Source organism: Hyphobacterium sp. CCMP332 (assembly GCA_014323545.1).
Classification (GTDB): Bacteria; Bacteroidota; Bacteroidia; order Cytophagales; family CCMP332; genus CCMP332.
The window spans coordinates 3,198,575-3,223,721 of record CP058647.1 but is presented as its reverse complement, the minus strand read 5'-3'; the positions used below and the strand labels follow the sequence as shown (position 1 = coordinate 3,223,721).

24 protein-coding genes are annotated in these 25,147 nt (G+C 37.4%); 14 read left to right on the top strand and 10 right to left on the bottom strand.

The genetic code is table 11. The features are described 5' to 3' along the window. The first annotated feature begins 29 nt into the window (after positions 1-29). On the top strand, positions 30-1,394 hold the full coding sequence (locus tag HZR84_14220) for a hypothetical protein (GenBank protein ID QNL23050.1): 1,365 nt from the start codon (positions 30-32) through the stop codon (positions 1,392-1,394). 145 nt (positions 1,395-1,539) lie between these two features. Here HZR84_14220 and HZR84_14215 read toward each other — a convergent pair whose 3' ends face one another. Beyond that, positions 1,540-1,956 carry a hypothetical protein gene (locus HZR84_14215; protein QNL23049.1) on the bottom strand — a complete coding sequence of 139 codons (417 nt, stop codon included), beginning with the start codon at positions 1,954-1,956 and terminating at the stop codon, positions 1,540-1,542. Between the two features lie 55 nt (positions 1,957-2,011). On the opposite strand from HZR84_14215, the gene HZR84_14210 reads away from it, so the two are divergent. Continuing rightward, positions 2,012-2,833: a hypothetical protein gene (locus HZR84_14210; GenBank protein QNL23048.1), complete on the top strand. Its 822-nt coding sequence runs from the start codon at positions 2,012-2,014 to the stop codon at positions 2,831-2,833. Next, positions 2,823-3,920: an FAD-dependent monooxygenase gene (locus tag HZR84_14205; protein QNL23047.1), complete on the top strand. Its 1,098-nt coding sequence runs from the start codon at positions 2,823-2,825 to the stop codon at positions 3,918-3,920. The genes HZR84_14210 and HZR84_14205 overlap by 11 nt, the downstream gene beginning before the upstream one ends. On the opposite strand, the gene HZR84_14200 is transcribed toward HZR84_14205, so the two are convergent. Beyond that, positions 3,917-4,786, bottom strand: coding sequence for a UbiA prenyltransferase family protein (locus HZR84_14200; GenBank protein QNL23046.1), 870 nt, complete (start codon positions 4,784-4,786; stop codon positions 3,917-3,919). The genes HZR84_14205 and HZR84_14200 overlap by 4 nt on opposite strands. Before the next feature lie 12 nt (positions 4,787-4,798). Between HZR84_14200 and HZR84_14195 the strand changes: the two genes are divergently transcribed. From HZR84_14195 to HZR84_14175, 5 genes are all read left to right on the top strand, one after another. After that, positions 4,799-5,887, top strand: coding sequence for a type III polyketide synthase (locus HZR84_14195; protein QNL23045.1), 1,089 nt, complete (start codon positions 4,799-4,801; stop codon positions 5,885-5,887). After that, on the top strand, positions 5,880-6,593 hold the full coding sequence (locus HZR84_14190; GenBank protein ID QNL23044.1) for a methyltransferase domain-containing protein: 714 nt from the start codon (positions 5,880-5,882) through the stop codon (positions 6,591-6,593). The genes HZR84_14195 and HZR84_14190 overlap by 8 nt, the downstream gene beginning before the upstream one ends. A 47-nt stretch (positions 6,594-6,640) precedes the next feature. Then, positions 6,641-7,741 carry a tetratricopeptide repeat protein gene (locus HZR84_14185; protein QNL23043.1) on the top strand — a complete coding sequence of 367 codons (1,101 nt, stop codon included), beginning with the start codon at positions 6,641-6,643 and terminating at the stop codon, positions 7,739-7,741. Positions 7,742-7,818: 77 nt separating this feature from the next. Further along, on the top strand, positions 7,819-8,640 hold the full coding sequence (locus tag HZR84_14180; protein ID QNL23042.1) for a prohibitin family protein: 822 nt from the start codon (positions 7,819-7,821) through the stop codon (positions 8,638-8,640). Between the two features lie 80 nt (positions 8,641-8,720). Next, positions 8,721-10,007, top strand: a complete 1,287-nt coding sequence (locus HZR84_14175) for a citrate synthase (GenBank protein QNL23041.1) — start codon at positions 8,721-8,723, stop codon at positions 10,005-10,007. 53 nt (positions 10,008-10,060) lie between these two features. Here HZR84_14175 and HZR84_14170 read toward each other — a convergent pair whose 3' ends face one another. The 4 genes from HZR84_14170 to HZR84_14155 are packed head-to-tail and all read right to left on the bottom strand — an operon-like array spanning position 10,061 to position 13,738. After that, entirely contained in the window at positions 10,061-11,371 is a 1,311-nt protein-coding gene (locus HZR84_14170; GenBank protein ID QNL23040.1) for a NupC/NupG family nucleoside CNT transporter, read from the bottom strand. 50 nt (positions 11,372-11,421) lie between these two features. Beyond that, a complete protein-coding gene (locus tag HZR84_14165) occupies positions 11,422-12,027 on the bottom strand; it encodes a bifunctional nuclease family protein (protein ID QNL23039.1) in 606 nt (201 codons plus the stop codon). A 6-nt stretch (positions 12,028-12,033) separates the two neighbouring features. Then, a complete protein-coding gene (locus tag HZR84_14160; protein QNL23038.1) occupies positions 12,034-12,999 on the bottom strand; it encodes an electron transfer flavoprotein subunit alpha/FixB family protein in 966 nt (321 codons plus the stop codon). Position 13,000: 1 nt separating this feature from the next. Further along, positions 13,001-13,738 (bottom strand): electron transfer flavoprotein subunit beta/FixA family protein, encoded by a 738-nt coding sequence (locus HZR84_14155; protein ID QNL23037.1) that lies wholly within the window; start codon positions 13,736-13,738, stop codon positions 13,001-13,003. 67 nt (positions 13,739-13,805) lie between these two features. Here HZR84_14155 and HZR84_14150 point away from each other — a divergent pair, with 67 nt between their 5' ends. Next, on the top strand, positions 13,806-14,129 hold the full coding sequence (locus tag HZR84_14150; protein ID QNL23036.1) for a tetratricopeptide repeat protein: 324 nt from the start codon (positions 13,806-13,808) through the stop codon (positions 14,127-14,129). 3 nt (positions 14,130-14,132) lie between these two features. Here HZR84_14150 and dnaB read toward each other — a convergent pair whose 3' ends face one another. After that, positions 14,133-15,671, bottom strand: a complete 1,539-nt coding sequence (gene dnaB, locus HZR84_14145) for a replicative DNA helicase (GenBank protein QNL23035.1) — start codon at positions 15,669-15,671, stop codon at positions 14,133-14,135. 120 nt (positions 15,672-15,791) lie between these two features. Here dnaB and HZR84_14140 point away from each other — a divergent pair, with 120 nt between their 5' ends. Next, a complete protein-coding gene (locus HZR84_14140) occupies positions 15,792-17,165 on the top strand; it encodes a peptidoglycan synthetase (GenBank protein QNL23034.1) in 1,374 nt (457 codons plus the stop codon). Further along, on the top strand, positions 17,166-17,963 hold the full coding sequence (locus HZR84_14135; GenBank protein ID QNL23033.1) for a 3'-5' exonuclease: 798 nt from the start codon (positions 17,166-17,168) through the stop codon (positions 17,961-17,963). It abuts the gene before it with no gap. On the opposite strand, the gene HZR84_14130 is transcribed toward HZR84_14135, so the two are convergent. Then, on the bottom strand, positions 17,960-18,856 hold the full coding sequence (locus tag HZR84_14130) for a hypothetical protein (GenBank protein QNL23032.1): 897 nt from the start codon (positions 18,854-18,856) through the stop codon (positions 17,960-17,962). The genes HZR84_14135 and HZR84_14130 overlap by 4 nt on opposite strands. Before the next feature lie 108 nt (positions 18,857-18,964). On the opposite strand from HZR84_14130, the gene HZR84_14125 reads away from it, so the two are divergent. Beyond that, positions 18,965-20,197 (top strand): HD domain-containing protein, encoded by a 1,233-nt coding sequence (locus HZR84_14125; protein ID QNL23031.1) that lies wholly within the window; start codon positions 18,965-18,967, stop codon positions 20,195-20,197. On the opposite strand, the gene ppk1 is transcribed toward HZR84_14125, so the two are convergent. Both ppk1 and HZR84_14115 read right to left on the bottom strand, forming a co-directional pair. Then, positions 20,169-22,268 carry a polyphosphate kinase 1 gene (gene ppk1 / locus HZR84_14120; protein QNL23030.1) on the bottom strand — a complete coding sequence of 700 codons (2,100 nt, stop codon included), beginning with the start codon at positions 22,266-22,268 and terminating at the stop codon, positions 20,169-20,171. The genes HZR84_14125 and ppk1 overlap by 29 nt on opposite strands. Then, positions 22,240-22,527 carry a cation transporter gene (locus HZR84_14115; GenBank protein QNL23029.1) on the bottom strand — a complete coding sequence of 96 codons (288 nt, stop codon included), beginning with the start codon at positions 22,525-22,527 and terminating at the stop codon, positions 22,240-22,242. The genes ppk1 and HZR84_14115 overlap by 29 nt, the downstream gene beginning before the upstream one ends. Before the next feature lie 109 nt (positions 22,528-22,636). Here HZR84_14115 and HZR84_14110 point away from each other — a divergent pair, with 109 nt between their 5' ends. Together HZR84_14110 and HZR84_14105 are read left to right on the top strand one after the other, a co-directional pair. Continuing rightward, positions 22,637-23,248: a fumarylacetoacetate hydrolase family protein gene (locus tag HZR84_14110; protein ID QNL23028.1), complete on the top strand. Its 612-nt coding sequence runs from the start codon at positions 22,637-22,639 to the stop codon at positions 23,246-23,248. After that, complete coding sequence (locus HZR84_14105) at positions 23,235-25,109, top strand: M23 family metallopeptidase (GenBank protein ID QNL23027.1); 1,875 nt, start codon at positions 23,235-23,237, stop codon at positions 25,107-25,109. The genes HZR84_14110 and HZR84_14105 overlap by 14 nt, the downstream gene beginning before the upstream one ends. Positions 25,110-25,147 lie beyond the last annotated feature (38 nt).

Genomic DNA, 25,147 nt, shown 5'->3' with positions numbered 1-25,147 from the left:
ATTTGTATTTTGGTGTTCAAATTAAAAATATGAAAGGTTATTACCCACTTGTTTTTCTTCTCTCTGTTCTATTCATTTCCTGTAATAATAACGAAGACGATTCAGTACCCGGCACATCAAACAACTCCAAAAGGGATACCTGGGAGGTCATTCAAACTGAAATTTGGGATGTCAATTGTATTTCCTGCCACAGCGCCGGTAATACTTTTGCTACGCAATCAGACCTCGTCCTCACTTCGGATGTAGCTTATGAACAATTAATTGACAGAGACCCAAAGAACGCTGCCGCAAAAGCGGATGGATTGAAACTCCTGGGAAATGACGGACTCGCCAGCATGCAGAAAAGCTTTTTGTGGGAAAAAATAAACGCTCAGGACAGAGAACACTTTTATTCGGATCATCCCGAATACGGGTCTCAAATGCCATTGGGACCAACTCCATTAACCAATGGTGAATTGGCATATATTGCGGAATGGATACTAAAAGGCGCTCCTAAAACGGGTATCGTTGCAGATGAAGAACTTCTTGATGACACCAGCCGATATCAAACACCAATATTTTTTCAACTTGACAGTCCGGACAGGGGCTTTCAATTCCATATTGATGAATTTCAAGTGCCTGCCAATACTGATTATGAGTTTTTTTACTATTTGCCTGCCATCAGCAATGAGGACATTTTTATCAAGCAAGTAGAAATTTCAATGAGAACCGGAAGTCATCATTTTCTGGCCTACACTTTTGATGATCAGATATCACCATCGTTTCTCCCTCCTGCCAATACGATTAGAGAAGTCTATCTCTCAAACGGCAATTATAACATTACAACGCTCATTCCAACCCAGTGGCATGAATTTGTGACCGGTACGCAATGGCCCTTTATGAATTACTCATTTCCGGATGGAGTGGCCTTAAGGCTTCCTGCCGGAAAAGGCCTGGATCTCAATTCGCATTACGCCAATAAAAGTGCTTCTCCAATAAGGGGTGAAGTGTATATGAATATTCATACCGTGGAACAAAATGAAGTACAGCACGCCGCCGAAATTCTACAATTGAACAATCAAAGTTTTATTCTTCCGGCCAATAAAGTTACAACCATAGAAAAGACTTATTACTTTAACGAGAAAAGACATATTTTCCAGTTGTTTTCGCATGCCCATGAGCACATGACGGAATTTCAGGTTTTGGTAAAAGGAGGCGATAATGATGGGGAATTGGTTTATGTATCCTACGATTGGGAGCATCCGCCTATTTTAGAATTGAATCCACCATTGGTTCTGGAAGCCGGCCAGGGATTAACCTTAAAAGTTACTTACGATAACGATGAAGATGTGGATTTGTCTTTTGGTTTGCGCAGTTCAGACGAGATGATGATTCTATTTGGAGCATACTATTAATAAAAAAGCCCGCTTTACAAAAGCAGGCTTTTTTTCCAAAACTAAAACGCCAATCAATAACCTAAAATGCTATTGAAATACGTTTTAATTACAATCTCTTACTACCTTACCCTACTTTTTAAATATCTATGGGAGAAAATTAAGATCAATCCGAAAACAGCCATTTTTGGGCTTCATCAAAATCTTTGAAATATCTCGATATAAGTTTTCGGCCTGTATCCTTTACTTCGTATTCCTCGATCATCTGTTCCATGGCAATTTTTTGGATTAAATTCCAGGGCATGACAAATGCTATTTTGCTCAGATGTTGAACGGTATATGGAAAAACTTCAGTGGCTATAAACTCCTGAATATCAGGCGTCATAATAAAGTTACTCCTCCGACTATCGCTGAGAACCAGGGAAATATTGTTATCAACCACTGCTTCTCTATAAACAATCATCTCTTTTTTAAAGGTATCTTTGCTCATCGATTGATCTTCATCGATGAATTCCAGGTAGAGATATGATTTATCAGGATCATGTGAAATAATCTGATGTTTACTTTTGTAAATTTGATTCAATTCTAATTACACCTGTTAATTCTGTCAAAAATTACAAAAATTAGCAGAATATCTAATGAAATTATTGATCTCTGTTATTATTTTTCTTTCGGGTACACTTTCTCAACCGAATTCGGAAGAGGCTCTGCTTTTAAAATCAAAATGCAAAGAACACTTTAAAGAAGGCCAGCTGTTTTTCAAATTAAGGGCCAATGGCGCCAATGATTGGCATGCAAAGTCTAAATACATTGATAGCGCTATTTATCATTTCAAAAAAGGATTAAACTGTTCGGAATACCGGCAAAGAAGCGCCTACTTTTACTTAAGGTCATTGCATTTTAAGGGCATGTACACAGGATTACCTGATGAACATAGAAAACTCATTTACAATGAAGCCAAAGAGTTGGGTGAACAATTGGCTATCGAGTATCCGGAGGATGTTGGCATAAAGCTTTGGTATCTCGCTTCCGCAGGAAAATGGATTCAATATTACGGTATTTTCAGGGCCGCTTACGACGGGCTCGGGCCAAGGATTAAAGCTACCTGTGAAAAAATTGTTGACTTGGATCCCATATATGAAAATGGCATAGGTTACCGGATGCTGGGCCTTGTTTATTATATGGCACCGTACATTCCTGTGGTATTGACATGGCCCGATAAAGAAAAGGGCATCGCACTCACTAAAAAATCTCTTGAAATCAATCCCGACAATATTGGAAACCTATTGTTTATGGGTAAAATGTATTATCTCGATGAACAGTATGAAAAAGCCATTTATTATCTCAATAAATGCAATGATCAAATTCCAAGAGAAGATTACCTTATTATGGAGCGTTTTGACCAAATGAAAGCCAGGCATTTTCTTGAAATCATAGAATCCAAAGGATTTGGCCAATAAATATGACATAGGAATTATTGGCGGAGGACTGGCGGGTCTGTGCCTTTCGATAAGACTTTCAAATGCAGGTTATAAAACCGCCCTCTTTGAAAAGAAAAGCTATCCATTTCACAGGGTTTGCGGCGAATACGTTTCAATGGAAGCCTTGCCCTATTTAAAATCATTGGGTTTTGATCCTTTTGTGCATGGAGCTGTCAGGATAAATAAGCTGTTTGTAAGCAGTACCTCAGAGATATCCTTAAAAAGCAAATTGGACATAGGAGGATTTGGTCTGAGCCGATATGTATTTGATGCGGAGCTGGCCAAAATTTCACGACATTCCGGAACGGAAATTTTTGAGAATACCCTAATTCAGCATATAGAAAAAAAAGAGGCTAACTGGCTGATCAAAAGCAATGACAACCGTCAATTTGAAGTGGATCAATTGATTGGTGCTCAGGGAAAAAGAAGTAATATAGATTCCAGACTCAGGCGAAAATTTCTGAATAAAAGATCTCCTTATGTAGGTATTAAGTATCATATAAAATACAATCAGGATAAGGATCTGATTGCACTTCACAACTTTAGAAATGGCTATTGTGGAATATCCCGGGTGGAAAATGACAAGTACTGTCTTTGCTATCTTGTCGCCGCTTCGGAATTAAAGAACCATGGAAGCATTCAAAATTTGGAGCAAAATGTTTTGTCTGATAACCCGCATTTAAAAGACATATTTAACAATGCTGAATTTCTTTATGAAAAACCGCTTGCCATAAACGAAATCACATTCAGTAAAAAAGAGATCAACGAAAATGGCATATTGATGTGTGGAGATGCTGCTGGAATGATAGCACCGCTTTGCGGAAACGGTATGGCAATGGCAATACACTCTTCAAAATTACTGGCTGAAAGTATTATTTTAGGACAGGGTCAAAATAATTATAAAAAGAACTGGGAAATGAATTTTTCAAAGCGTCTATGGATCGGCAGAGCGATACAAGGCACATTTGGCAATAAGAGCCTTACCAACATGACTTTAAGCTTTTTTAAGGCTATGCCCTACCTCAGAGATCAGCTGATTCGCAAAACACACGGTAGGGTATTTTAATTATTGAGAAAATAAATCGTAAGAAAAAAAACAATCATGCAGACTGAGGAAATCATGTTTAGCCTCATAGTTCTGTCAAAATTAGCTTCTTCGGGATTTTTCCAGACTTTTAACATCCACCACTGAAAATAAAGAAGAACGGGTAGCAAAAAAGCCTGAAGAATAAAAAAATGATTGATTTTGCCCATCATTTTAAAATACAGACCAAAAAGCAGATCGGCCATTAGAAATACTATACCCGTGAACAGAAAAGTGCCTCTAATACCCAGCTTTATACTAATGGAGACATCCCCACGCTTTTGATCTTCATCATGCTGATATATTTGAGTCATTGGGTAAGAACCAATCAATAGAACGCTTGAAATAAATGCGGGAAGCAGATATTTAAGTTCAGTTAATTGGGATAAATGCACGTTATCAAAGACCTGAATACAAGCCAGGTAAATAAATCCTCCCTGAAAAACACCTACCGTCAATAGGCCCGCAATTGGATACTTTTTTAGGCGGATGGCGGGATGCGAGTATGCCTTTGAAACCAGACCATAAATCAAGATTGCGATAGCGAAATAAATGGAAATATAAATAGAGATAGCCAGGCCAATAAGATCAAAAATTAGTGAGGTGTGCAATAAATTTTTATCAACTTTTGGAGGATATTTCAAACCACCGATGGATTTTTCATCTTTATCATAAAAAGAATTAAATCCGTTACTTGCAGGGTACACAAAGAGATGCAGGGCAATGAACATTAAAATGACCGATAAATAGTCTGCATAGCTGCTTTGGCTGAGTGCAAATACGAATACCGGCAATAAAAAAATTGAAAACGGGATTCGCAAATGCTGACGGCTTGACTTACTGATCATAAAATTGAAAAATTGAACGAAAGTTATATCACGCATATAGGTTGTGCAAATCCCGAACACGCCATAAGTCAGGAAGATGCATTTAAGTTTATGGTTGCAACCTTAAAGGCCGATAAAGTGCTGGAAAGGAAACTATCAGTACTATACCGACAAACACAAATTGACAAAAGATATACCGTAGTTTCTTCCTTCACGCGCGATAAGAATTTCCATTTTAACAAAAAAGAAAACAAGCTATTCAGCACTTCAGAGCGCATGCAGATTTATGAAAAAGAGGCTTTGATCCTTGCTGAAAAATCTGTTCACGATCTAAAAATTGATTTTCCTGTAAAGGAAATAACGCATTTGATCACATTTAGCTGTACAGGCATGTATGCTCCGGGCCTGGATATCGACCTGGTAAGGCACATGGGATTAAGTCCTAATATTCAGCGATTCAATGTCAATTTTATGGGCTGTTATGCAGGTTTAACCGTATTAAAACTCGCTGATTCAATTGTCAAGAGTGATCCAAAGGCAAAAGTTTTAATGGTGGGTGTTGAAATATGCTCTATTCATTTTCAAAAAGATTTAGACGAAGATTTTCTCTTATCCAATGCGCTTTTTGCAGATGGCTCCGCGGCCTGCATTGTGCAATCGCAACCCATGAAAGGCAAAAACATAAAGAACGAATCTTTTTATTGTGAATTAATTACCGAAGGTTTGAGCGATATGGCTTGGCATATCAGGGACTTTGGATTTGAAATGAAACTCTCCTCTTATATTCCAAAATTGTTAAATGGCAGCATGGATCAATTACTTGATCAATTAGAAAAGGACATGGGTAAGGAAAGCTCTGTTGATCATTTTGCCATTCATCCGGGAGGCAGGGCCATATTGGATACCCTTTCTAAAAAAATAGGTAAAAAAAATAACGCACTTCAACATTCTTATGACATTTTACGTGACTATGGCAATATGTCATCAGTGACAGTAATTTTTGTGCTGAAAAGATTAATGGAGAGCCTCGATAATTCGAATAACAAAGAAAAGATCCTTAGCATGGCTTTTGGTCCCGGTCTGACAATGGAATCTGCATTATTGGAATTCGCCTATGTTTAAGCAGCGTTCGAGTCAAAAGGAATTAATGGATGACCTCAATTTGGCATCCGATGCTTTAAAGCAAAACCTTAGAGAGCTCGAAATGGTGAATAGCTATTTGGGAGGCTATAAGGTAACTCTGTCTGCACTTAAAAAGTTAAAACTAAGGAAAGATCGAAAATACAGGCTCATTGATATCGGCTCGGGTGCCGGAGATATGTTAAAACAAATGGCCAAATGGGCGAACCGAAATCATTTAAACATTGAATTTGCCGGCCTGGATGCCAATCAGTTTATGATTGATTATGCGGCGAAATCCTGCTCAGAATTTGACAATATTTCATTTCTCAGAAAAAACATATTTGAAGCAAATTCAGAAGATTTAAAAGCAGATATTGTTACCATGAATCTTTTTTGTCATCATTTCAGTGATAAGGAATTAAGTCAAATTATTAATCTTATATCCGATTCTGAAGCCAATGTGATTATAATCAATGATCTACATCGCCATCCCCTGGCCTATTATTCAATCTGGTTTCTTACCAGGTTATTGAATGGCTCTTATTTGGTACAACACGATGCACCTTTATCGGTGAAAAGAGCATTTAAAAAAAACGAAATCCGAAAAATTTTCGTAAATACAAGTTTCAAAGATGTTACTATTGTGTGGAACTGGGCCTTTCGATGGCAGGTAAGTGCCTTTAAGAATAAAATAGGACATTTTTAGTTTTTATAAATCCAGACCTTTGGACTGGTTTATTATAGCATTAGAATTTGGGCAACTACAAACTCATATTATCCATTGTTTTGATGGGATGCGCTTTAAATCTTTGGGCTCAAAATGATCCAATAAAAATTGAAACCAAGGTAGAGGAGCCTCCCAAGCAAATTCCGAAGGAAGATTCGATAAGTCTGGCCAATGCCTATTTTAAAAAAGGGATCACTCAGAGTTTATTATACCAAAATTACAAGGAGGGAATTTTATCTTTTAGCAAATCCATTAATCTGAATCCAAATAATGCGACTGCCTATTACAACAGAGGTTATGCTTTAATGAAAGTTAATGAACTTGAAGAAGCCATTAATGATTTTGAAAAATCCTTGGCATTAAACGATAAAAACAAAAAGGCATTATTGAATCTGGGAAAATGTTTTACACTGGTGGGTAATCAAAAAAATGCTCTTGAGGTTTATGAAAAAGCACTTCTTCTTGATAACGGTTATGCCGCTGTTCACTACAATATGGGGATAAGTTACGGGGCATTGAATGAAAAAGCTAAAGCAATAGAAGCCTATAACAAAGCCATAAAATTCGATCCCAATAAAGCCAGCTATTTTTTCAATCGCGCCCTAATGTTCCAGGAAATTGGAAATATGCCTTCTGCACTCAATGATTTTAAAAAAGCCTCGGAATTGGACAAGGAAGATCCCAATATTCAATTTGCACTCGGTTTTTTATATCTTAATCAACGCATACCCGAAGAAGCAATAGAAGCTTTCAATGCTGCCATTGCCATGGATAGCAGCTATTGGAATGCCTATTTCAACAGAGGCCTTGTTTTCCTTGAACAATTGGAATTTGAAAAGGCAGCAAGTGATTTGAATACTTATACCGCCAATATCAAAGACGATCCACTGGGTTTTTTTTATGCAGGAAAAGCAAATATGGAGAAAGGCGATATGTATAAAGCCATGAATGATTTTGAATCATCGGTTAGTTTAAATCCAGAGTTCGGGTGGTCCAATTATTATCTCGGCTATGTGATGATCAATTCTTTTGGGAAATTCGAAGGCTGCGCTTATTTGGAAAAAGCCAAAAACATGGGTGTTGCAGAAGCTGAGCGCACTTTAAAAATAGCCTGTGTCAATAAATGAAATTAATCTCTTTCTTTATTGAATAAGCTAAGCCCTTTGCAAATAGAACCATATATTTGCAGGAAATATCAATCCTCATGAATAAAAAACTTCAATCCTTAATTATCATCGTTGTAATAAGTTTGATTCTTGTTACTATCCTTTCTTCCAATATATTTTATACGCTTAATCCGGGTGAAAGAGGCGTAGTATTTAAAAAATTTGGAATAGGTCTGGATAAAGAAAACGTTTTGATTCCCGGATTTCACATAATCGCACCCTGGAATACTCTGTTTGTTTATGATGTAAAAGAAAAAATAGCCAATGAAAAGATGGATGTCCTTGACAAAAATGGGTTATCTATTAGTGTGGATGTCTCAATTAGATTCAACCCATATTATAAATATATAGGCATACTTCATGAAAGTTTTGGTGATAATTATGTAAATACATTAGTTATTCCAGAAGTCAGATCCTCTGTTAGGAAAGTTATGGGTCGATTCACAGCCGAAGAAATTTATAGTACTAAAAGAGCAGAGGTGGAAGAAACCATCATTAATGTGACTACTGAAATTCTTGCAAGTCCCAAGAACAATATTCAAATGAATGCCTTGCTTATCCGTTCAATTAACCTTCCTCCTCAAATCAAGGAAGCCATTGAAAACAAACTTAAACAGGAACAGGAAGCTCTGGCCTATCAGTTTCGATTGAACAAAGAAAAAAGTGAGGCTGAACGAAAAGAAATTGCTGCCAAGGGTGAAGCCCTGGCCAACAATATAGTAAACAGTAGTTTAACGGATAAACTATTGAAAATGAGAGGAATAGAAGCGACTCTGGAGTTGTCTAAATCCCCAAATTCTAAAATTGTTGTAATTGGTGGTGGAGATGAAGGGTTGCCTTTAATTTTAGGTAATAATTAAATTTTGAATAATACCACCCGTATTGTTATTTTGAAAACATTTTTGAAAGAAGTACACCTAAAGTAAACGCTTGAAATCCTATGTCAGAATTCGCAGAAATAATCTTAGACGGCAAATCCCATAAACTTCCAATAATTACCGGATCTGAAGGTGAAAAAGCCATTGATATCGCTAAATTAAGGACGGAAACAGGGTACATTACTCTGGACACCGGTTTTAAAAATACAGGATCAACCCAAAGTTCAATTACATTTTTGGATGGGGAAAAAGGAATTCTCAGATATAGAGGCTATCCCATTGAACAATTGGCTGAAAAATCGGAATTTCTTGAAGTGGCCTATCTTTTAATTCACGGTGAATTACCGAGCAAAGAGGTGTATCAGAAATTTAAAAGAAAGGTAACTGAGCATACTTTGGTGCATGAAGATACCAAGAAGATTTTTGATGGATTTCCATCAAGGTCACATCCAATGGGTGTTTTGTCTTCACTGGTAAGCAGTTTAACAGCCTTTTATCCTAAAAGTATTGACCCAAATCGCTCTCCAGCTGAAATTGACCTGACAATAATCCGTTTGCTGGCAAAAATTCCAACCATTTCCGCATGGGCATTTAAAAATGAAATGGGACATCCGGTCAATTACCCAAGGAACGATCTGGACTATTGCTCGAACTTCCTTTACATGATGTTCGGACTTCCTGCGGAAGATTATAAGGTCGATCCGGTTTTGGCGGATGCCTTGAATAAGTTATTGATTCTTCATGCAGATCACGAGCAAAACTGTTCTACCTCAACAGTTCGAATTGTCGGTTCTTCGCACACTAGTCTGTACACGGCGATTGCCGGAGGTATAAGCGCTCTTTGGGGACCTTTGCATGGTGGAGCAAACCAGGCAGTGATTGAAATGCTTGAAGAGATTAAAAATAACGGTGGCGATGTGGCCAAGTTTGTAGCCAAAGCCAAGGATAAAAATGATCCGTTCAGATTGATGGGATTTGGTCACAGGGTTTACAAAAACTTTGACCCACGTGCAAAAATTATTAAAAAAGCGGCTGACCAGGTGCTGGATGCTCTAGGCGTTGATGATCCCTCTCTTGATATTGCCAAACAGCTTGAAGAAGTTGCTTTGAAAGATGAATATTTTGTAGAAAGAAATCTCTATCCAAATGTTGACTTCTATTCAGGAATTATTTACCGTGCCATGGGCATCCCAACGGAAATGTTTACCGTGATGTTCACATTGGGAAGATTACCCGGATGGATAGCGCAGTGGAAAGAAATGAGAGAAAATAACGAACCGATTGGCAGACCTAGACAAATTTACATCGGTGAAAACGAAAGGAATTATGTTCCTTTAGACAAGCGTTAAATTTCTCTTAGAGAATAAATAAATGGCCCTTCTGATTTTCGGAAGGGCTTTTTTTATATTACAAATGCACCGGCTATAGTGCCTGTCATCATACAGGCAATGGTTGCACCGAGTAGGGCCTTCATTCCCAATTCAGACAAGGTTGATTGCTGATTTGGTGCCATGGCGCCTATTCCTCCTATTTGAATGGCTATTGAACTGAAATTACTAAATCCGCATAATGCGAATGTGCTTATTACTATGGCCTTCGGACTTAAGGCACCTTCGGATTTTAAAGCGGATAGATCAAGGTAAGCAACAAATTCGTTGATAACTGTTTTTTGACCTAGAAGACTACCTACAGCAAGTGAATCAGCCCATGGCACTCCCATTATAAATGCAAGTGGGCGAAATGCCTGCCCCAGGATATATTGCAAAGTAAGACCATCAAATAAACCGTTAGTTGATGTGATAATTAATGCATTGACGCCAATCCAGTTACCAATAAGATTGCTAAATATATAATTGAGCAGATATATTATTGCGATAAATGCCAATAGCATTCCGCCTATGTTTAGTGCAAGTTTAACGCCATCGCTGGCACCATTGGCCAGAGCATCGATAAGGTTTACTCCTATCTTGTCTTTATTGACACTCAGATCCTCCTTCTCAATATCCTTTGTTTCAGGGATTAGCATTTTTGAAATTACAATCCCAGCAGGTGCGTTCATGATGGAGGCACTTAATAAAAAACTGGCAAATTTTGCCTTTTCAACAGGATCAGGGCCACCTAGAAATGAAACATATGCAGCGAGCACACCTCCTGCTATTGTGGCCATGCCCCCTGTCATTAGACACATAATTTCTGATTTGGTCATTTTTGAAACGAATGGGCGAACGAGCAATGGCGCTTCTGTTTGTCCCAAAAATATATTCCCTGCAGCGGATAAACTCTCTGGGCCTGATAAACGCATGGTTTTAGCCATGATCCAGGCTATTCCAAATACAACCTTTTGAAGTACACCGAGATAATAAAGCCCTGCTGAAACCGTAGAAAAAAAGATGACTGTAGGTAATACCTGAAATGCAAAAATAAAGCCGAGGCCATGTCTTAATTCAGGATTGGCATCAGAGTTTCTGGCCAAGTCACCGAATAAAAATTCTGCACCATCCTCTGAAAAACTAAGAAGCGTGACAAAACCCTTACTTATTATATAAAACATATCCCTTATTGCGGGCACATTGGTAACCAGAAAACCAAAGGTCACCTGTAAAAACACACCTATTCCTACCAGTCTCCAATCGATTTTTTTTCGATTGACAGAAAATAAAAATGCGATCCCGAGAAGAACAATAATGCCAAATAAGCCTCTTAGTATTTCCATAAAAAAAGCCATTGAATAGATTCAATGGCACGAATATAATTTAATTCAATTTATGACCGCTTATTTAATTCGTCGCGAATTTGTGCTGCCTTTTCGTAATCTTCTTTTTTCAATGCTTCGGCTAATTTTTTCTCCAATTCTGCCACTGACATTTTTTTAAGCTTATCGGTGAATGGTAAGGATTTTCTTGGCTCATCGGCTTCGGCACTGACCACTTCCTTAATTTCAGAAGTTATTTCCTCGCCTTCATCCATAATAACGCCGGCTTCATCGAGTATTTTGTCGAAGGTGTAAATCGGAACATTAAATCGCAATCCTATGGCAATAGCATCCGAAGGACGAGAATCAATTTCCACTTCTTTCTCACCGTTACCGCATACAATTTTGGCAAAGAAAACGCCTTCACTCAGGTCAGAAATTACGATTTCTTTAATGGTGTAATTAAAATCCTTTGCAAAACTTTTAAAAAGATCATGAGTCATCGGACGGTTGGGCACAATTTTTTCAATTTCAATGGCGATTGCCTGTGCCTCAAACATTCCAATTATAATCGGAAGACGCCTTTTGCCGCTCTCCTCGCCCAACACCAATGCAAATGATCCTGTATGGGTATGACTGGAAGACAGTCCGATAATCTCGAGCTTAATCCGCTTCAAATCCTATTATTTAGCTGCTTTAATTGCTTCTGTTAATTTAGGTATTACTTCAAAGGCATCGCCAACTATGCCGTAATCTGCTGCTTTAAAAAAAGGAGCTTCTGAATCTTTATTGATAACAACAATATTTTTTGATGAATTGACACCGGCAAGATGCTGTATTGCTCCCGAAATTCCAACCGCAATGTATAAATCAGGACTTACTTTCACGCCTGTTTGTCCCACATGTTCGTGATGAGGTCTCCATTCCATGTCAGAAACAGGCTTGGAACAACCGGTTGCTGCACCCAATGTTTTTGCAAGATCTTCCAGCATTCCCCAGTTTTCTGGTCCTTTCATACCTCTTCCACCGCTTACTACCAATTCAGCTTCTGGTAATAAAATATCACCTTCAGCTTTTTCAGTTTCTAAAATAGCAATGTCCTTATCCGCATCTGAAATTCCTGAAGTAAAGGATTCGACCTGTGCTTCAGATCCAGTTTCCATTATTTCTGCAGCTCCTTTTTTTAGTGTCAAAACCTTTTTGTCGGCCAGTAGTCTTTCAAACTTAAATGCTTTACCGGTAAAAATGCTTCTCTTGATTTTAAAACCATCAGAGGTGTCTGGTAATTCAACCAAATTTGTCCCCAATGCAGCTGAAATCTTAACCGATAGCTTGGCGGCAGCAGCATCGGACAATGACGATTTAGGTAACACTACTATACTTGCAGACTCCTGCTCGCTTGCCTTGGCTAAAGCAGATGCAACCGGCGATATTCTTCCTTTATCAAATTCTGATTCGGAATCGTGGAGTACTTTCCTCGCTCCGTTTTTTCCTAAGCCACTCAATTCGGCAGCATCTATCGTTCCAAGTGCTACAGCAGTTACGCTGTCATTAAATTTATCAGCAAGCGCTTTAGCAAAGCTTACGGCCTCCCTGCTCGATTTTTTAATTTTTCCTTCTTCACTTTCTACATATACCAGTACGCTCATCTTATATAACTTTAGCTTCGTTTTTCAATAAATTTACTAATTCTTCGACATTGTCCTTGTCTATCATTTTACATTCCCCCTTGGCCTTAGGCATTTCATAACCAAGACTTTCTATCGTTTCTCCATCACCGACAGGTTCAATAACTTCAAGAGGCTTAGTTCTGGCGGACATGATCCCTCTCATATTCGGGATTTTCCATTCTGCAATTGGTTCCTGACATCCGGCTACTAATGGCATCTTTGCTTCAACTTTTTCCTTACCTCCTTCTATCTCTTTATCCATTTTTATTGTATCACCATCAATTTCCAGTCTCATTACAGGCGTTACACAGGGAATTCCCATCATTTCGGCTACCATACCATGAACAGCGCCGGAATTGTAATCGCTGGTTTCTCTACCCATCAATATCAAATCATAAACGGCGTCTTTGGCATGTTCAAAAATTTGCTTTGCTACAAATTGAGTGTCTTTTGGTTCGGCATTTATTCGGACGGCCTTATCGGCTCCAATGGCCAGGGCTTTACGTATGGTTGGCTCGGTTTCCTGTGTGCCAACATTCAAAGCAACTACTTCGGCTCCATTTGTTTCTTTTAATTCAACTGCTCTCGCAAGTGCATAATCGTCATAAGGTCCTATAACAAACTGTACACCCTGCTTATCCAAATCCTGATTATCCGAAGTTAATTTAATCTTCGTTGTGGTATCCGGAACGTGGCTTATGCAAACAAGTATTTTCATTTATGTATTTTATTTTGATATTGCTATTTAAGGCCGAAATTAAAGAATAAACGTTTAATTCTAAAAGATGAATGAGAATCGTATACAAATGCTCAAAGAAAGAATGAAGGACTCAAGTGATGATCCCTTTTACATTTACGCTTTAGCTCTGGAATACAAAGATTTTGAGCCTAAAAAAAGTTTAGAATTACTTGAAAAATCTCAAAAATTATTTCCCGATTATTTACCGGTTTATTATCAGCTGGCAGAATTACTAATTCAATTTAACCAGAAAGATATTGCCCTTGAGGTTTATCGCAGAGGAATAGAACTTGCAAAAAAGCAGTCTGAAAATAAAACTTTGGCAGAATTGCAAAATGCCATGCAAAATTTACTCTTTGAAGAAGATTAAATTCTAAAATGGTTCTTCATCTCCATCTTCAGAATTATCGGAATCATCTGTTATATCGTTGGCCTTGCTCGGAACGGTAAAGGAATTGCCACTAAAGGAACCGTAATTACCACTTGAAAATCCGGCCCCTGAAAAATCCTCAAAATCCATGAACTTGGTGTATTTTCCAACGAATCTCAGCTTTACATCTGCCAGGGAGCCGTTTCTGTGTTTTGCAATTATAATCTCTCCCAATCCTTCTGTTGGTCCTCCGTCAGTATCCTGGGTGATACCATAGTATTCTGGTCTGTACAGAAATAAAACCATATCGGCATCCTGCTCAATTGATCCTGATTCCCTTAGGTCGGAAAGCATAGGGCGTTTATCTCCACCTCTGGTTTCTACTGCACGACTCAACTGTGATAATGCTATTACAGGAACATTCAGTTCTTTGGCAATATTTTTAAGCGATCTTGAAATGGATGCAATTTCCTGTTCTCTGTTCCCTCCTTTTTTACTCAAGTCTCCGGACATCAACTGAAGGTAATCAATTATGATAAGCTGAATGTCGTGTTGTTGTTTTAGTTTTCGGCATTTCGCTCTTAATTCCAAAATTGACAAACCGGGAGTATCATCAATGAAAATCGGGGCATTTGAAATGCGTTTTGTCTTTTCATAGAGCTGAGTCCATTCGTATTCCTGAAGCTGTCCGGTTTTTATTTTATCGCTTTCGAGTTCCGCCTCGGCAGAAATAAGTCGATTAACCAGCTGTAAGGAAGACATCTCCAATGAAAATATGGCTACCGGTGTATCGTGATCCACAGCGGCATTTCTCAATGCAGACATCACAAAGGCTGTTTTACCCATGGCCGGACGTGCCGCAATAATTACCATATCGGATTTTTGCCAACCTGAGGTTACGCGGTCTAATTTGGTAAAGCCGGAAGGCACGCCGGTTAAACCGTCTTTTTGATTTTTCTTATTTTCCAACTCATCGATGGCCATTCGCATGAGTTCGGTCATGCCCTGATAGTCTTTTCGTACATTTCTGTCCGATATTTCAAAAATGGAAGCTCCGGCTTCATCAAGCAATTCAAGTGCATCCTGGGTATCTTCAAAGGCCTTGGTTTGGATTCCAGAAGAAATACTAATCAATTCTCTTTTTATGGCCTGTTCCAGTATGACTCTCGCATGATATTCTATATTGGCGGCGGAATTAACCCTATTGGTGAGTTCGGTCAGATAAAAGGGGCCTCCTGCTTGAATTAATTGCCCAGTTTTTTTAAGCTGATTGGTAACGGTTAGGATATCTACAGGTTCGGAATTTCCAAAAAGCTTTAAGATGGCTTCGTAGATGATTTTATTTTTCTCTACATAAAAACTTTCAGGCCGCAAAATCTCGATAACATTGGTCAATGCATCTTTTTCCAACATAAGCGCCCCAAGAACAGCCATTTCCAGATCAGAAGCTTGTGGTTGGACCTTTCCGGTCGTGTGAAATTCATTTTCCTGAGTCTGACTTAATTTAATTTGTCTTGCTGTTCCTCTTTTTGGCTCGTCCATCTTTCAAAAATAGAAATAAGCATTACCTCTTAATCCACAAATTTTTGATTTTATTCACAATTTTTCCACTTTGTGACAAAAGATATAAATTATAGATTTGACGGCTTATTCAATTAGATAATGAAGGATTCAAATAAAAAAGTTCATTTTATTGCCATTGGTGGTAGTGTGATGCACAATTTGGCAATAGCATTGAAAAAAAACGGTTGGCAGGTCAGTGGATCTGATGATGAAATTTTTGATCCTTCTAAATCAAAACTCGAAAAATATGGTCTTCTGCCCAAAGAAAAAGGTTGGCATGAAAATAATATCAGCGAGGATCTCGACCTAATTATTTTGGGTATGCATGCTCAGGCGGATAATCCCGAATTGATAAAAGCAAAAGAGTTGGGAATAAAAATTTCCTCTTTCCCGGAATTTATAAGAGATTATTCGACCAATAAGCAACGCTTTGTCATAGGTGGAAGTCATGGCAAAACTACCATTACCGCAATGATAATGCATGTTTTAAGACATGTAGGGCGTGAATTTGATTATCTTGTGGGAGCAGAAATAGACGGTTTTGAACTAACTGTAAATTTAAGCGATGCGCCTATAATTGTAATAGAAGGCGATGAATATCTCAATTCTGCGCTCGATCCCCAACCAAAATTTTTGATCTATGATCATCATATCGGAGTGATCTCAGGAATAAAATGGGATCATTATAATGTTTATCCAAGTCTGGAGTCTTATGTCATAGGTTTTGAAAGTTTTACTGATAAAACACCCAAGGCAGGTACGCTGATCTATAATGGAGATGATGATATTGCTACCGTCATCGGTAGAAAAGAACGCGATGATGTTGTAGCAATTGAATATACAACGCTCCCGCACAAAGTTCAGGATGGCATCACTTACCTATTGACAAAAAATTCAGGCGAAATTCCCCTAAAGATATTCGGTGAGCACAATATGAGCAATCTCAGCGCAGCCTTGGAGGTATGTAAAAAACTCAGCATCGAAGAAGAAGATTTTTATGAGGCCATTAAATCTTTTAGCGGGGCAGGTAGAAGAATGGAGCTATTAGCAAAAAACGACAGTACCTTAATTTTTAAGGATTTTGCACATGCCCCTTCAAAACTAAAAGCTTCAACACAGGCCGTTAAAACTCAATATCCGGATAGAGAATTAATCGCCTGTATTGAATTGCATACCTTTAGCAGTTTGAACAAGGATTTTATCGAACAATATGCCGACACCTTTGTAGATGCCGATGAGGCCATTATTTATTACAATCCCGAAGTTGTCAAACACAAAAAACTGGAAATGATCAACGAAAATGATTTAAAAATTGCTTTTAATCAGAACGATCTTACCATTTTTACCGAAAGCGATAAATTAATTGAATATCTTGAGAGTAAAAACCTGAATAACAAGAACTTATTAATGATGAGTTCTGGTAATTTTGATGGTGTCAACCTCGATAAATTCGCCGAAAAACTACTTAACTAGATGGAATTAAACCTTAAAAAAGATCTTGTTTTTTTTGATCTAGAAACTACGGGGCCAAATGTCACGCGCGACCGTATTATTGAAATTGCAGCCATAAAACTATTACAGGATGGTAATGAAGAAAAAAAAAGATGGCTGGTCAATCCGGAAATGCCTATTCCCCCATCGTCTACTGCTATCCACGGCATCAGCGATAAGGACGTAAAAGATGCGCCAAAATTTGAAGAGATTGCCAAAGAGATCTATGCATTTTTTAAAGACTGCGATTTAGGTGGATACAATCATATCAAGTTTGATATCCCATTACTCATGGAGGAATTTGCAAGACTAGAAATCAATTTTGATCTCAAGAACAAGCGATTGCTCGATGCCCAAAAGATATTTTTTATAATGGAGCCCAGAACGCTTTCTGCTGCTTACCGTTTCTATTGTGATAAGGAATTGGAAAACGCTCATTCAGCAATGGCGGATACGGAAGCGACGCTTGAAGTGTTAAAAGCCCAAATAAAAAAATACAAAGGAGTAGTTCCACCTGGAATGGAAACCGCTCCCATTAGTGAAAATCTTGACGATGTACATAAACTGGCTGTGGGAAATATGGTGGATCTTGCCGGAAGAATCGTTTTAAACAAAGAGGGGGAAAAAGTATTTAATTTTGGTAAGCATAAGGGGAAAAAGGTTTCGGAAATATTTTCCAAAGAACCTTCATATTACGACTGGATGATGCGTGGTGATTTCGCAGCAGATACAAAAAAGCATCTCACTGAAATAAAATTAAGCCTATCAAAAATGATTTAATCGGCAGGTCTGTGTTTGAATTTAAGTATATAGCCCTTTTCTTCACCTCCTTCATTTGAAATATACAAATTGCCATCACTGTCAAAACAAATTCCTTCAGGCTGAGAAAATAATTGTATTGATAAGGGTAAAACCGCGTGAATACTGGCATCCTGATTCAAAACTATGATTATCCGACCAATGTAATTAACGATATATATCCTCTCATCAAAAGGATGAACAGCTATTCCGCTTGGTTTGAACAAAATATTTGGAATTTCTTCCCCGGTTGACCAGGTGTTATAGACATAATTCATCAATGTATCCTGGTAAATAATAAAACGCGGTTTTATTATTAAGGAATCCATTTTATAATCATAAGCATAAACAGCCCTTGCATTATCATATTCATCTTCGTTTAATCCGGCTAATTCCTTGCAGGCTAAATATATCAGATCGTTAAAAGGGTCATAACACATTCCCTCGATGTTGTTTTCCACACCTAATTCCGTTTTTAGTTTTTCGAGTTTATTTCTTGACCACTTATACAGCTTACCATTGCTTTTTGCTATATAAAAATCTTCGCCAATTTTCTCTATCCCTTCATAATCCCCGTATTTATGAAATTTGATCTTTTCAAGCATTTTTCCGCTTTCATCATCCAGAATATAAATATTACCCGTTTCATCCTCCACACAGGCAATTTTATTATCACCGATATGCGTCAATCCTGAAATTTCTATCAAATCATTGTGCAGCTTCATTTCAGCTACAGGCCTCAAAAGATCGTAGGGAATGTAGTCATCGTAATGTTTGACGGCCCTGTTTCTCCATCGGTATTTATCATCGATGTTGCAGGAATGCAGACTGATACTCAAAAGCTGTACAAATAATACTATGGCCAAAAACCTCATTTCTAACGTTTTAACGGGAAATACAATTGGATTTCATATAATTACCACTCAAAAATAGTCTTTTATGTATTTTTGAAATTAAACAATGAATTCCATCGTTCATTATCCATGACGCAAATTAATGGCTCAATAATTCAGAAAGCAGCAGAATACGCGCATTCTTATCTAAAGAAAAATCTTTCTAAAGATCTTACTTTTCACAATGTTCAACATACCCTTGATGTCGTAGCAGCAGCAGAAGAAATTTGTAAGCAGGTGGATTTGAGCGAGGAAGAGAAAGAAATTGTAATGCTTTCTGCCTGGTTTCACGACACAGGCTATGCTATTGCTTATAAAGGCCATGAAAATGAAAGTGTTAAAATTGTAAAAGACTTTCTTGAGACTCAAAATTATCCAAAAGAGAAGCTCGACAAGGTAATATCCTGTATACTCTCCACAGACTATGAAGTGCTTCCAGAAAACAAGATTGAGCGCATTTTAAATGATGCAGACCTTTACCATTTATCGACTGATAAATTCTTTGAAAAATCTGATCGATTGAGAGAAGAATTTCGACATTGTAAAATCAAAGATGAGTTTAGCGACCGGGAGTGGATGGAAATGAATTTATATTTCATTTCAAAACACAATTACCAAACTGACTACGGAAAAGAAAAACTTGAAAAAGGCAGGCAGGCAAATCAAAAACGACTTAAAAAAAAATTAAAGGCAATGGAATCCACCGATAATACATTTGCTGATCTCGAAAAAAAGAACAAAAAGCTCTTAAAGCAATTAAAGAAGTATCAGAAAAAAGCCGAGCAAAAACCAGACAGAGGCATTGAAACCATGTTCAGGACTACATCAAAGAATCATCTTGAATTGAGTGCTATTGCCGATAATAAAGCCAACATAATGATCTCAATTAATGCGATTATTATCTCAATTCTTATGTCGGTAATGATAAGGAAGTTTGAAGACTACCCTAATCTTATTATTCCTACTATTCTATTGGTCACCGTTTCCTTGCTGACCATTGTTTTTGCAGTTCTTGCAACACGTCCAAATATTACTAAAGGTACATTTACCCGAGATGATATATTACAGAAACGAACCAATCTGTTATTTTTTGGGAATTTCTTCAATTCAAGCTTGAAAGAATACGAATGGGGGATCAATCAATTGATGTTGAATTCGGATCTCTTATACGGGAGTATGGCCAAGGATATATTTTTTCTGGGAAAAGTACTGGGCAGAAAGTACAAATTACTGCGCACCGCTTATAACATTTTCATGTATGGCCTGGTGATTTCCGTTTTGGCCTATGGCGCAGCTATGATGTTTTTTCCTGTCTATCACTAAGCTTCTTTCTATTTCTTGCATTTCTGCCTTTTAACCAGGTATAAAATCCTTTCTGGGCTGTTTTTATTCTTTCCGGTTTATCCTGGAATACATTATTTTGATGCTCATCCAGTACCACGGCTTTAAAGTTGTCACTTAGTTGAATTTCAAGGTTTTTCTCAATTTCTTTTTTATGTTCTTTATTAAGTATTGGGAAAATTACTTCAATTCGGAAATAAAGATTTCTTTTCATCCAATCGGCAGAACCCATGAAGATCTCCGCTTTTCCTTTGTTCTTGAACCAGAAAATTCGAGCGTGTTCCAAATAGCGGTCAACGATTCTAATCACCCGAATATTTTCACTGATACCTTTTCTATTTGGAACAAGCCTGCAAATACCTCGTACTATTAAATCAATCTTTACCCCTGCTCTACTGGCATCGTAAAGCTTTTCGATCATAATTGGGTCCTCAAGATTATTCAATTTAATGATAATATGTGCAGAAAAATTATTTCTGGCATGTTCCATTTCCCTGTCTATCAACTCTATAAATTTCGGCTGCATATTAAATTGAGAGATAAGCAACTTTGCGGGTTTTGGATTCTTTTTTTTCTTGTGGAGGTATTTTAGTAATTGTTCAAGCTCGGAACACATGCCCTCATTTGCAGTCAATAAACCGTGATCAGCATAGAGTCCCGCTGTTTTTTCATTAAAATTTCCAGTTCCAAAAAAGGCTATACGACCCGAAGATTTTTCTGAATCTCTAATGAACAAGGCTACCTTTGCATGGACTTTTAATCCCGGCATGCTGTAAATAATTTTTACACCGGCTTTTTCCATTTCAGAGGCCCATTTAATATTATTTTCTTCATCAAATCGCGCTTTGAGTTCCATAAAAACAATCACCTTCTTACCGTTTTTACATGCAGAAATAAGAGCATTGGCGATTAAAGAATTGGAAGCAATTCGATAAATGGTTGTGCGGATTTCCCTGACTTTGGGGTCATTGGCAGCTTCATTGAATAATCTTAATACATAATCATAGCTTTCATAGGGAAAATGTAATAAATGATCTTCCCTTTCAATGGCATCCAAAATAGAATCTGCTTTTTCCAATTTCTGGTTGATAAGAGCATTCCATTTTTCGTATTCTAATTTGGGCTTAAGCGGATTGGGGAAATCAAAAAAATCATAGAAATTGTGATACCGTCCACCTGCAACCAATTCATCCTTGGACAATCCCAGAGATTTGCGAAGTATTCTTAAAACATCCTCCGGCATGGATAAATCGTATAAGAATCTTGATGGCGCCCCTATGTTTCGCTGATTTAAATTTTTTGAAATTTTTTGAACCAGATCACCTGAAAATTCATCATCGATATAAAGCTCGGCATCGCGATTCAATTTGATGGACCAAACACCTTTAATCTTATCATCAGGGAAAAGAAAAGGCAGACTTAGCCGGACCATATCATCGAGAAAAATATACAAATACGAATCATCTCCGGTAGCCAGTTCAACAAATCGAGGTAAATCGTCGGAAGGTATGTTAACGATGACTATTCGCTCCTGCGCCGTTTCAGTTTTACTTTCTAAGCGTATGGTAAAATACAAGACCCTGTTTTTTAGAAAAATCCCATTTTTTTCTTTTGGATCAATTTCCGTGGGTTGGATAAAAGCCAAAACCTTTGACTTAAAGTAATGATTCAGAGAGCTTTGGTTGAGGTCGGATAAGCCCTCATCTGCCCAGATATGTATTTTTTTCTTTTTTAATTCCGGAATTACAATTTTCGAATAGATTTCCCCAAACTCCGCCTGTTGTTTATTGACGATATTGAGAATATCTTCGAGCAATTGCTTATTGAGTCCATCAAAATCTACTGATTTCTTCTTCTTTTTTAGCTTGTACAGGCTTTTAAGATTGGCAAATCGCACTCGAAAAAACTCATCCAGATTGCTTGAAAAAATGGCCAGAAATTTAATTTTTTCATAAAGGGGTACTTCGGGCCGTTTTGCTTCTAAAAGCACACGATAATTAAAAGACAACCAACTGATATCTCTGTTATGGAGTGGTATTACCCTTTTCTTCATTTTTGCTTAGAGTATCTATCACAGGACAGCAATCCGGATAATAATTATAGCTTGTGTCTTTGGATTGCATAAAACCATTTTCGGTGAGCCAAATTTCAGCCTCGCGTTTTGATCGTTCCTGATCAAAGTGAAAGACAAGCACTTCGTTTTCATGATCGAAATTGGCATAATAAACTCCGTTTAAGGAGAGCAAATAATCTTCAACAGTTTTCTTACATTCTTCACATGAGTTTTTCAGAAATATCTGTTCTGAATCCAATTTTTTGCATGCCGTAATAAATAATAGCAGAAGAAATATAAAATGTATTCTTGACATTGCTTTGTATCTCCTAATTTTGCATAAAGATTCTTAAAATTCCTGATATCTAATGAAAATAATTGCAATTGGAAGAAATTATGTTGCTCATATTGAAGAACTCAATAATGAAACTCCCTCAGAACCTGTAGTATTTACCAAACCGGATACAGCGATTTTAAGAAACAATGAACCATTCTATTATCCTGAATACAGCAAGGATATTCATCATGAAGTTGAAATTCTGTTAAAAATAAGTAAGGAAGGAAAATACATCAAGGAGGAATTTGCCGGTGATTATTTTGATGAAATAGGTATAGGCATTGATTTTACGGCCCGGGATTTGCAATCCAAAGCCAAGGAAAAAGGGCTGCCCTGGGCATTAGCCAAAGGTTTTAACGGTTCCGCACCAATTTCTGCATTTGTATCAAAGTCGAAGTTTCAAAATATTAAGAACTTAAATTTCAATCTAAAGGTTAATGGGGATCAGAAACAAAAGGGAAATACTTCACTAATGATTTACTCATTTGAATACATTTTGTCCTATGTTTCACAATTCATGACTTTAAAAAAAGGAGATATAATATTTACCGGAACACCCGCGGGAGTTGGTCCTGTTAAAATAGGAGATCGGTTGGAAGCTTTTCTTGAAAATGAAAAAATGCTTGATTTTGAAGTTAAATAGCATTCTAGCACTCTTAGCATTATTAATACTTAGTTCAATTACCCTTTTGCCTATTGAGAAAGGTTATTTCACCTTTCCTATACGACCGGGCGAGCGGAATTTTTTGTCCGGTTCTATGGGTGAGTTGAGGAACAATCACTTTCACGGTGGATTGGACATTAAGACCTATGGGGAAATTGGATTACCGGTATACGCTGCGGCTGAAGGTTATATTTCGAGAATCTCGGTTGACCCTGCCGGTTATGGAAAACGTATTGCGATCACACACCCCAATGGTTTTGTAACTCACTACGGTCATTTGGATCATTTTTCAGAGGAAATCGAACGCTTTGTTACCAATGAACAATACAAAGCCAAGAAATTTGATATTGAACTCTTTCCTACAGAGGGGCTGCTCAAAATTGAAGAGGGGGAAGTCTTTGCATTTTCAGGCAATACGGGTTCTTCAGGAGGACCGCATTTGCATTTTGAAATTCGCGATTTGAATGACAACGTTTATAACCCGCTTGACTTCGGTTTTGAAGAAATCTATGATAAACAGGCTCCCAGAATTTATCGAATCGCATTAAAACCTTTAAATGCCATTTCCAGCGTTGATGGAAAGTTTTCAAAACAATACTACCGATTGGGATATCTGAATAACAGATATGTTGTGAATCAGAACATTAAAGCTTATGGAAAAATAGGTTTGGAAATTAAAGCTTATGACCGAATGAATGGCACATATAATAAATACGGCATTCAGGAAGTACAGGTTTGGGTGGATGGTGTAAGATATTTTGAACAGAAAATTAAGCACTACCCTATTTTAATTACCAGGCAAATAAATCTTCATGTAGATTATAATGATGTATATGAAAGGGGCGATTGGTATCATAAATGTTATGTAAGTCCGGGAAATGACCTGCCTTTTTACGATTACAAAGCTGACCGCGGTGCAATCAATATTTCCGACGGTGAGAAACACGAAATTCAGGTATTTGTAAAAGACAGTTATGAAAATGTATCGCTCTTGGAATTTAGTATTAAAGGAGAGAAAATGAAGCTTGAGAAAGAGCAAAGAAATCTTATCGCAAAACCGGAATTCAGTTACGATTTGCAGGGCAATGAATTGAGAATGGAGCTGAGCAATGTTGATTTTAATAAAACGCTTGAAGTATATGGATTCTACAAAAAAACAAGTTTGACGCCCATTTCCTACACACAAAATTCAAATATTTACAAGTACGATTTAAGCCGGGGAATTCCCGATTCCATTCAAGCGGCAGATTCCACATATTTTCTCCCCTATAAATATATGATACTTCCTAAGAAGAAAACCGAATACTACTTTGACCCAATTAAAATTACTTTTGATGACAAGGGCATTCACGATACACTTTTTTTAGAACATGAAATTTCAGATTCCAGCCTTTCACTGCATTATGCCAATGTACCTTTGTCGAGTTATATGAAAGTAGAATGGCAAATAAATAATCCTAAATACATAAACGTTTATCAGGTTTACCGCAAACTACACAGAGGAATGTCATTCGTAAGTAACAATTGGAACGGCAATAAAATATCTTTTAGCACCAGGAACTTTGGTGATTATGTATTGGCTCAAGACACACTTGCACCTTATGTTCGATTAATATACAATACAGGATCTGAAATGAAATTGAGAATCAGAGATAATTTGTCGGGAATTAAATCCTATAATGTTAATGTAAACGGAGAATGGATTCTTATGGAATACGATGCTAAAAGAAATTTGCTTACATCGAAAAGAAGAGAAAATACGACATATTTAAGAGGTGATTGCCAAATAATTATCGAAGATAATGCCGGAAATGTAAAGTCATTAAATTTGAAATTGTAATTCAAAACTTCTAAATCGATCCATTGTTAAAATTTAAA

Excerpts from the sequence above, each read along its gene's own strand:
- HZR84_14200 (QNL23046.1), bottom strand. The coding sequence starts at position 4,786 with ATGATCAGTAAGTCAAGCCGTCAGCATTTGCGAATCCCGTTTTCAATT.
- ppk1 (QNL23030.1), bottom strand. The coding sequence starts at position 22,268 with ATGAAGAAAAGGGTAATACCACTCCATAACAGAGATATCAGTTGGTTG.
- HZR84_14170 (QNL23040.1), bottom strand. The coding sequence starts at position 11,371 with ATGGAAATACTAAGAGGCTTATTTGGCATTATTGTTCTTCTCGGGATC.
- HZR84_14180 (QNL23042.1), top strand. The coding sequence starts at position 7,819 with ATGAATAAAAAACTTCAATCCTTAATTATCATCGTTGTAATAAGTTTG.
- HZR84_14155 (QNL23037.1), bottom strand. The coding sequence starts at position 13,738 with ATGAAAATACTTGTTTGCATAAGCCACGTTCCGGATACCACAACGAAG.
- HZR84_14130 (QNL23032.1), bottom strand. The coding sequence starts at position 18,856 with ATGAGGTTTTTGGCCATAGTATTATTTGTACAGCTTTTGAGTATCAGT.
- HZR84_14125 (QNL23031.1), top strand. The coding sequence starts at position 18,965 with ATGACGCAAATTAATGGCTCAATAATTCAGAAAGCAGCAGAATACGCG.
- HZR84_14110 (QNL23028.1), top strand. The coding sequence starts at position 22,637 with ATGAAAATAATTGCAATTGGAAGAAATTATGTTGCTCATATTGAAGAA.
- HZR84_14150 (QNL23036.1), top strand. The coding sequence starts at position 13,806 with ATGAATGAGAATCGTATACAAATGCTCAAAGAAAGAATGAAGGACTCA.
- HZR84_14160 (QNL23038.1), bottom strand. The coding sequence starts at position 12,999 with ATGAGCGTACTGGTATATGTAGAAAGTGAAGAAGGAAAAATTAAAAAA.
- HZR84_14220 (QNL23050.1), top strand. The coding sequence starts at position 30 with ATGAAAGGTTATTACCCACTTGTTTTTCTTCTCTCTGTTCTATTCATT.
- HZR84_14190 (QNL23044.1), top strand. The coding sequence starts at position 5,880 with ATGTTTAAGCAGCGTTCGAGTCAAAAGGAATTAATGGATGACCTCAAT.
- HZR84_14140 (QNL23034.1), top strand. The coding sequence starts at position 15,792 with ATGAAGGATTCAAATAAAAAAGTTCATTTTATTGCCATTGGTGGTAGT.
- HZR84_14210 (QNL23048.1), top strand. The coding sequence starts at position 2,012 with ATGAAATTATTGATCTCTGTTATTATTTTTCTTTCGGGTACACTTTCT.
- HZR84_14175 (QNL23041.1), top strand. The coding sequence starts at position 8,721 with ATGTCAGAATTCGCAGAAATAATCTTAGACGGCAAATCCCATAAACTT.
- HZR84_14135 (QNL23033.1), top strand. The coding sequence starts at position 17,166 with ATGGAATTAAACCTTAAAAAAGATCTTGTTTTTTTTGATCTAGAAACT.
- dnaB (QNL23035.1), bottom strand. The coding sequence starts at position 15,671 with ATGGACGAGCCAAAAAGAGGAACAGCAAGACAAATTAAATTAAGTCAG.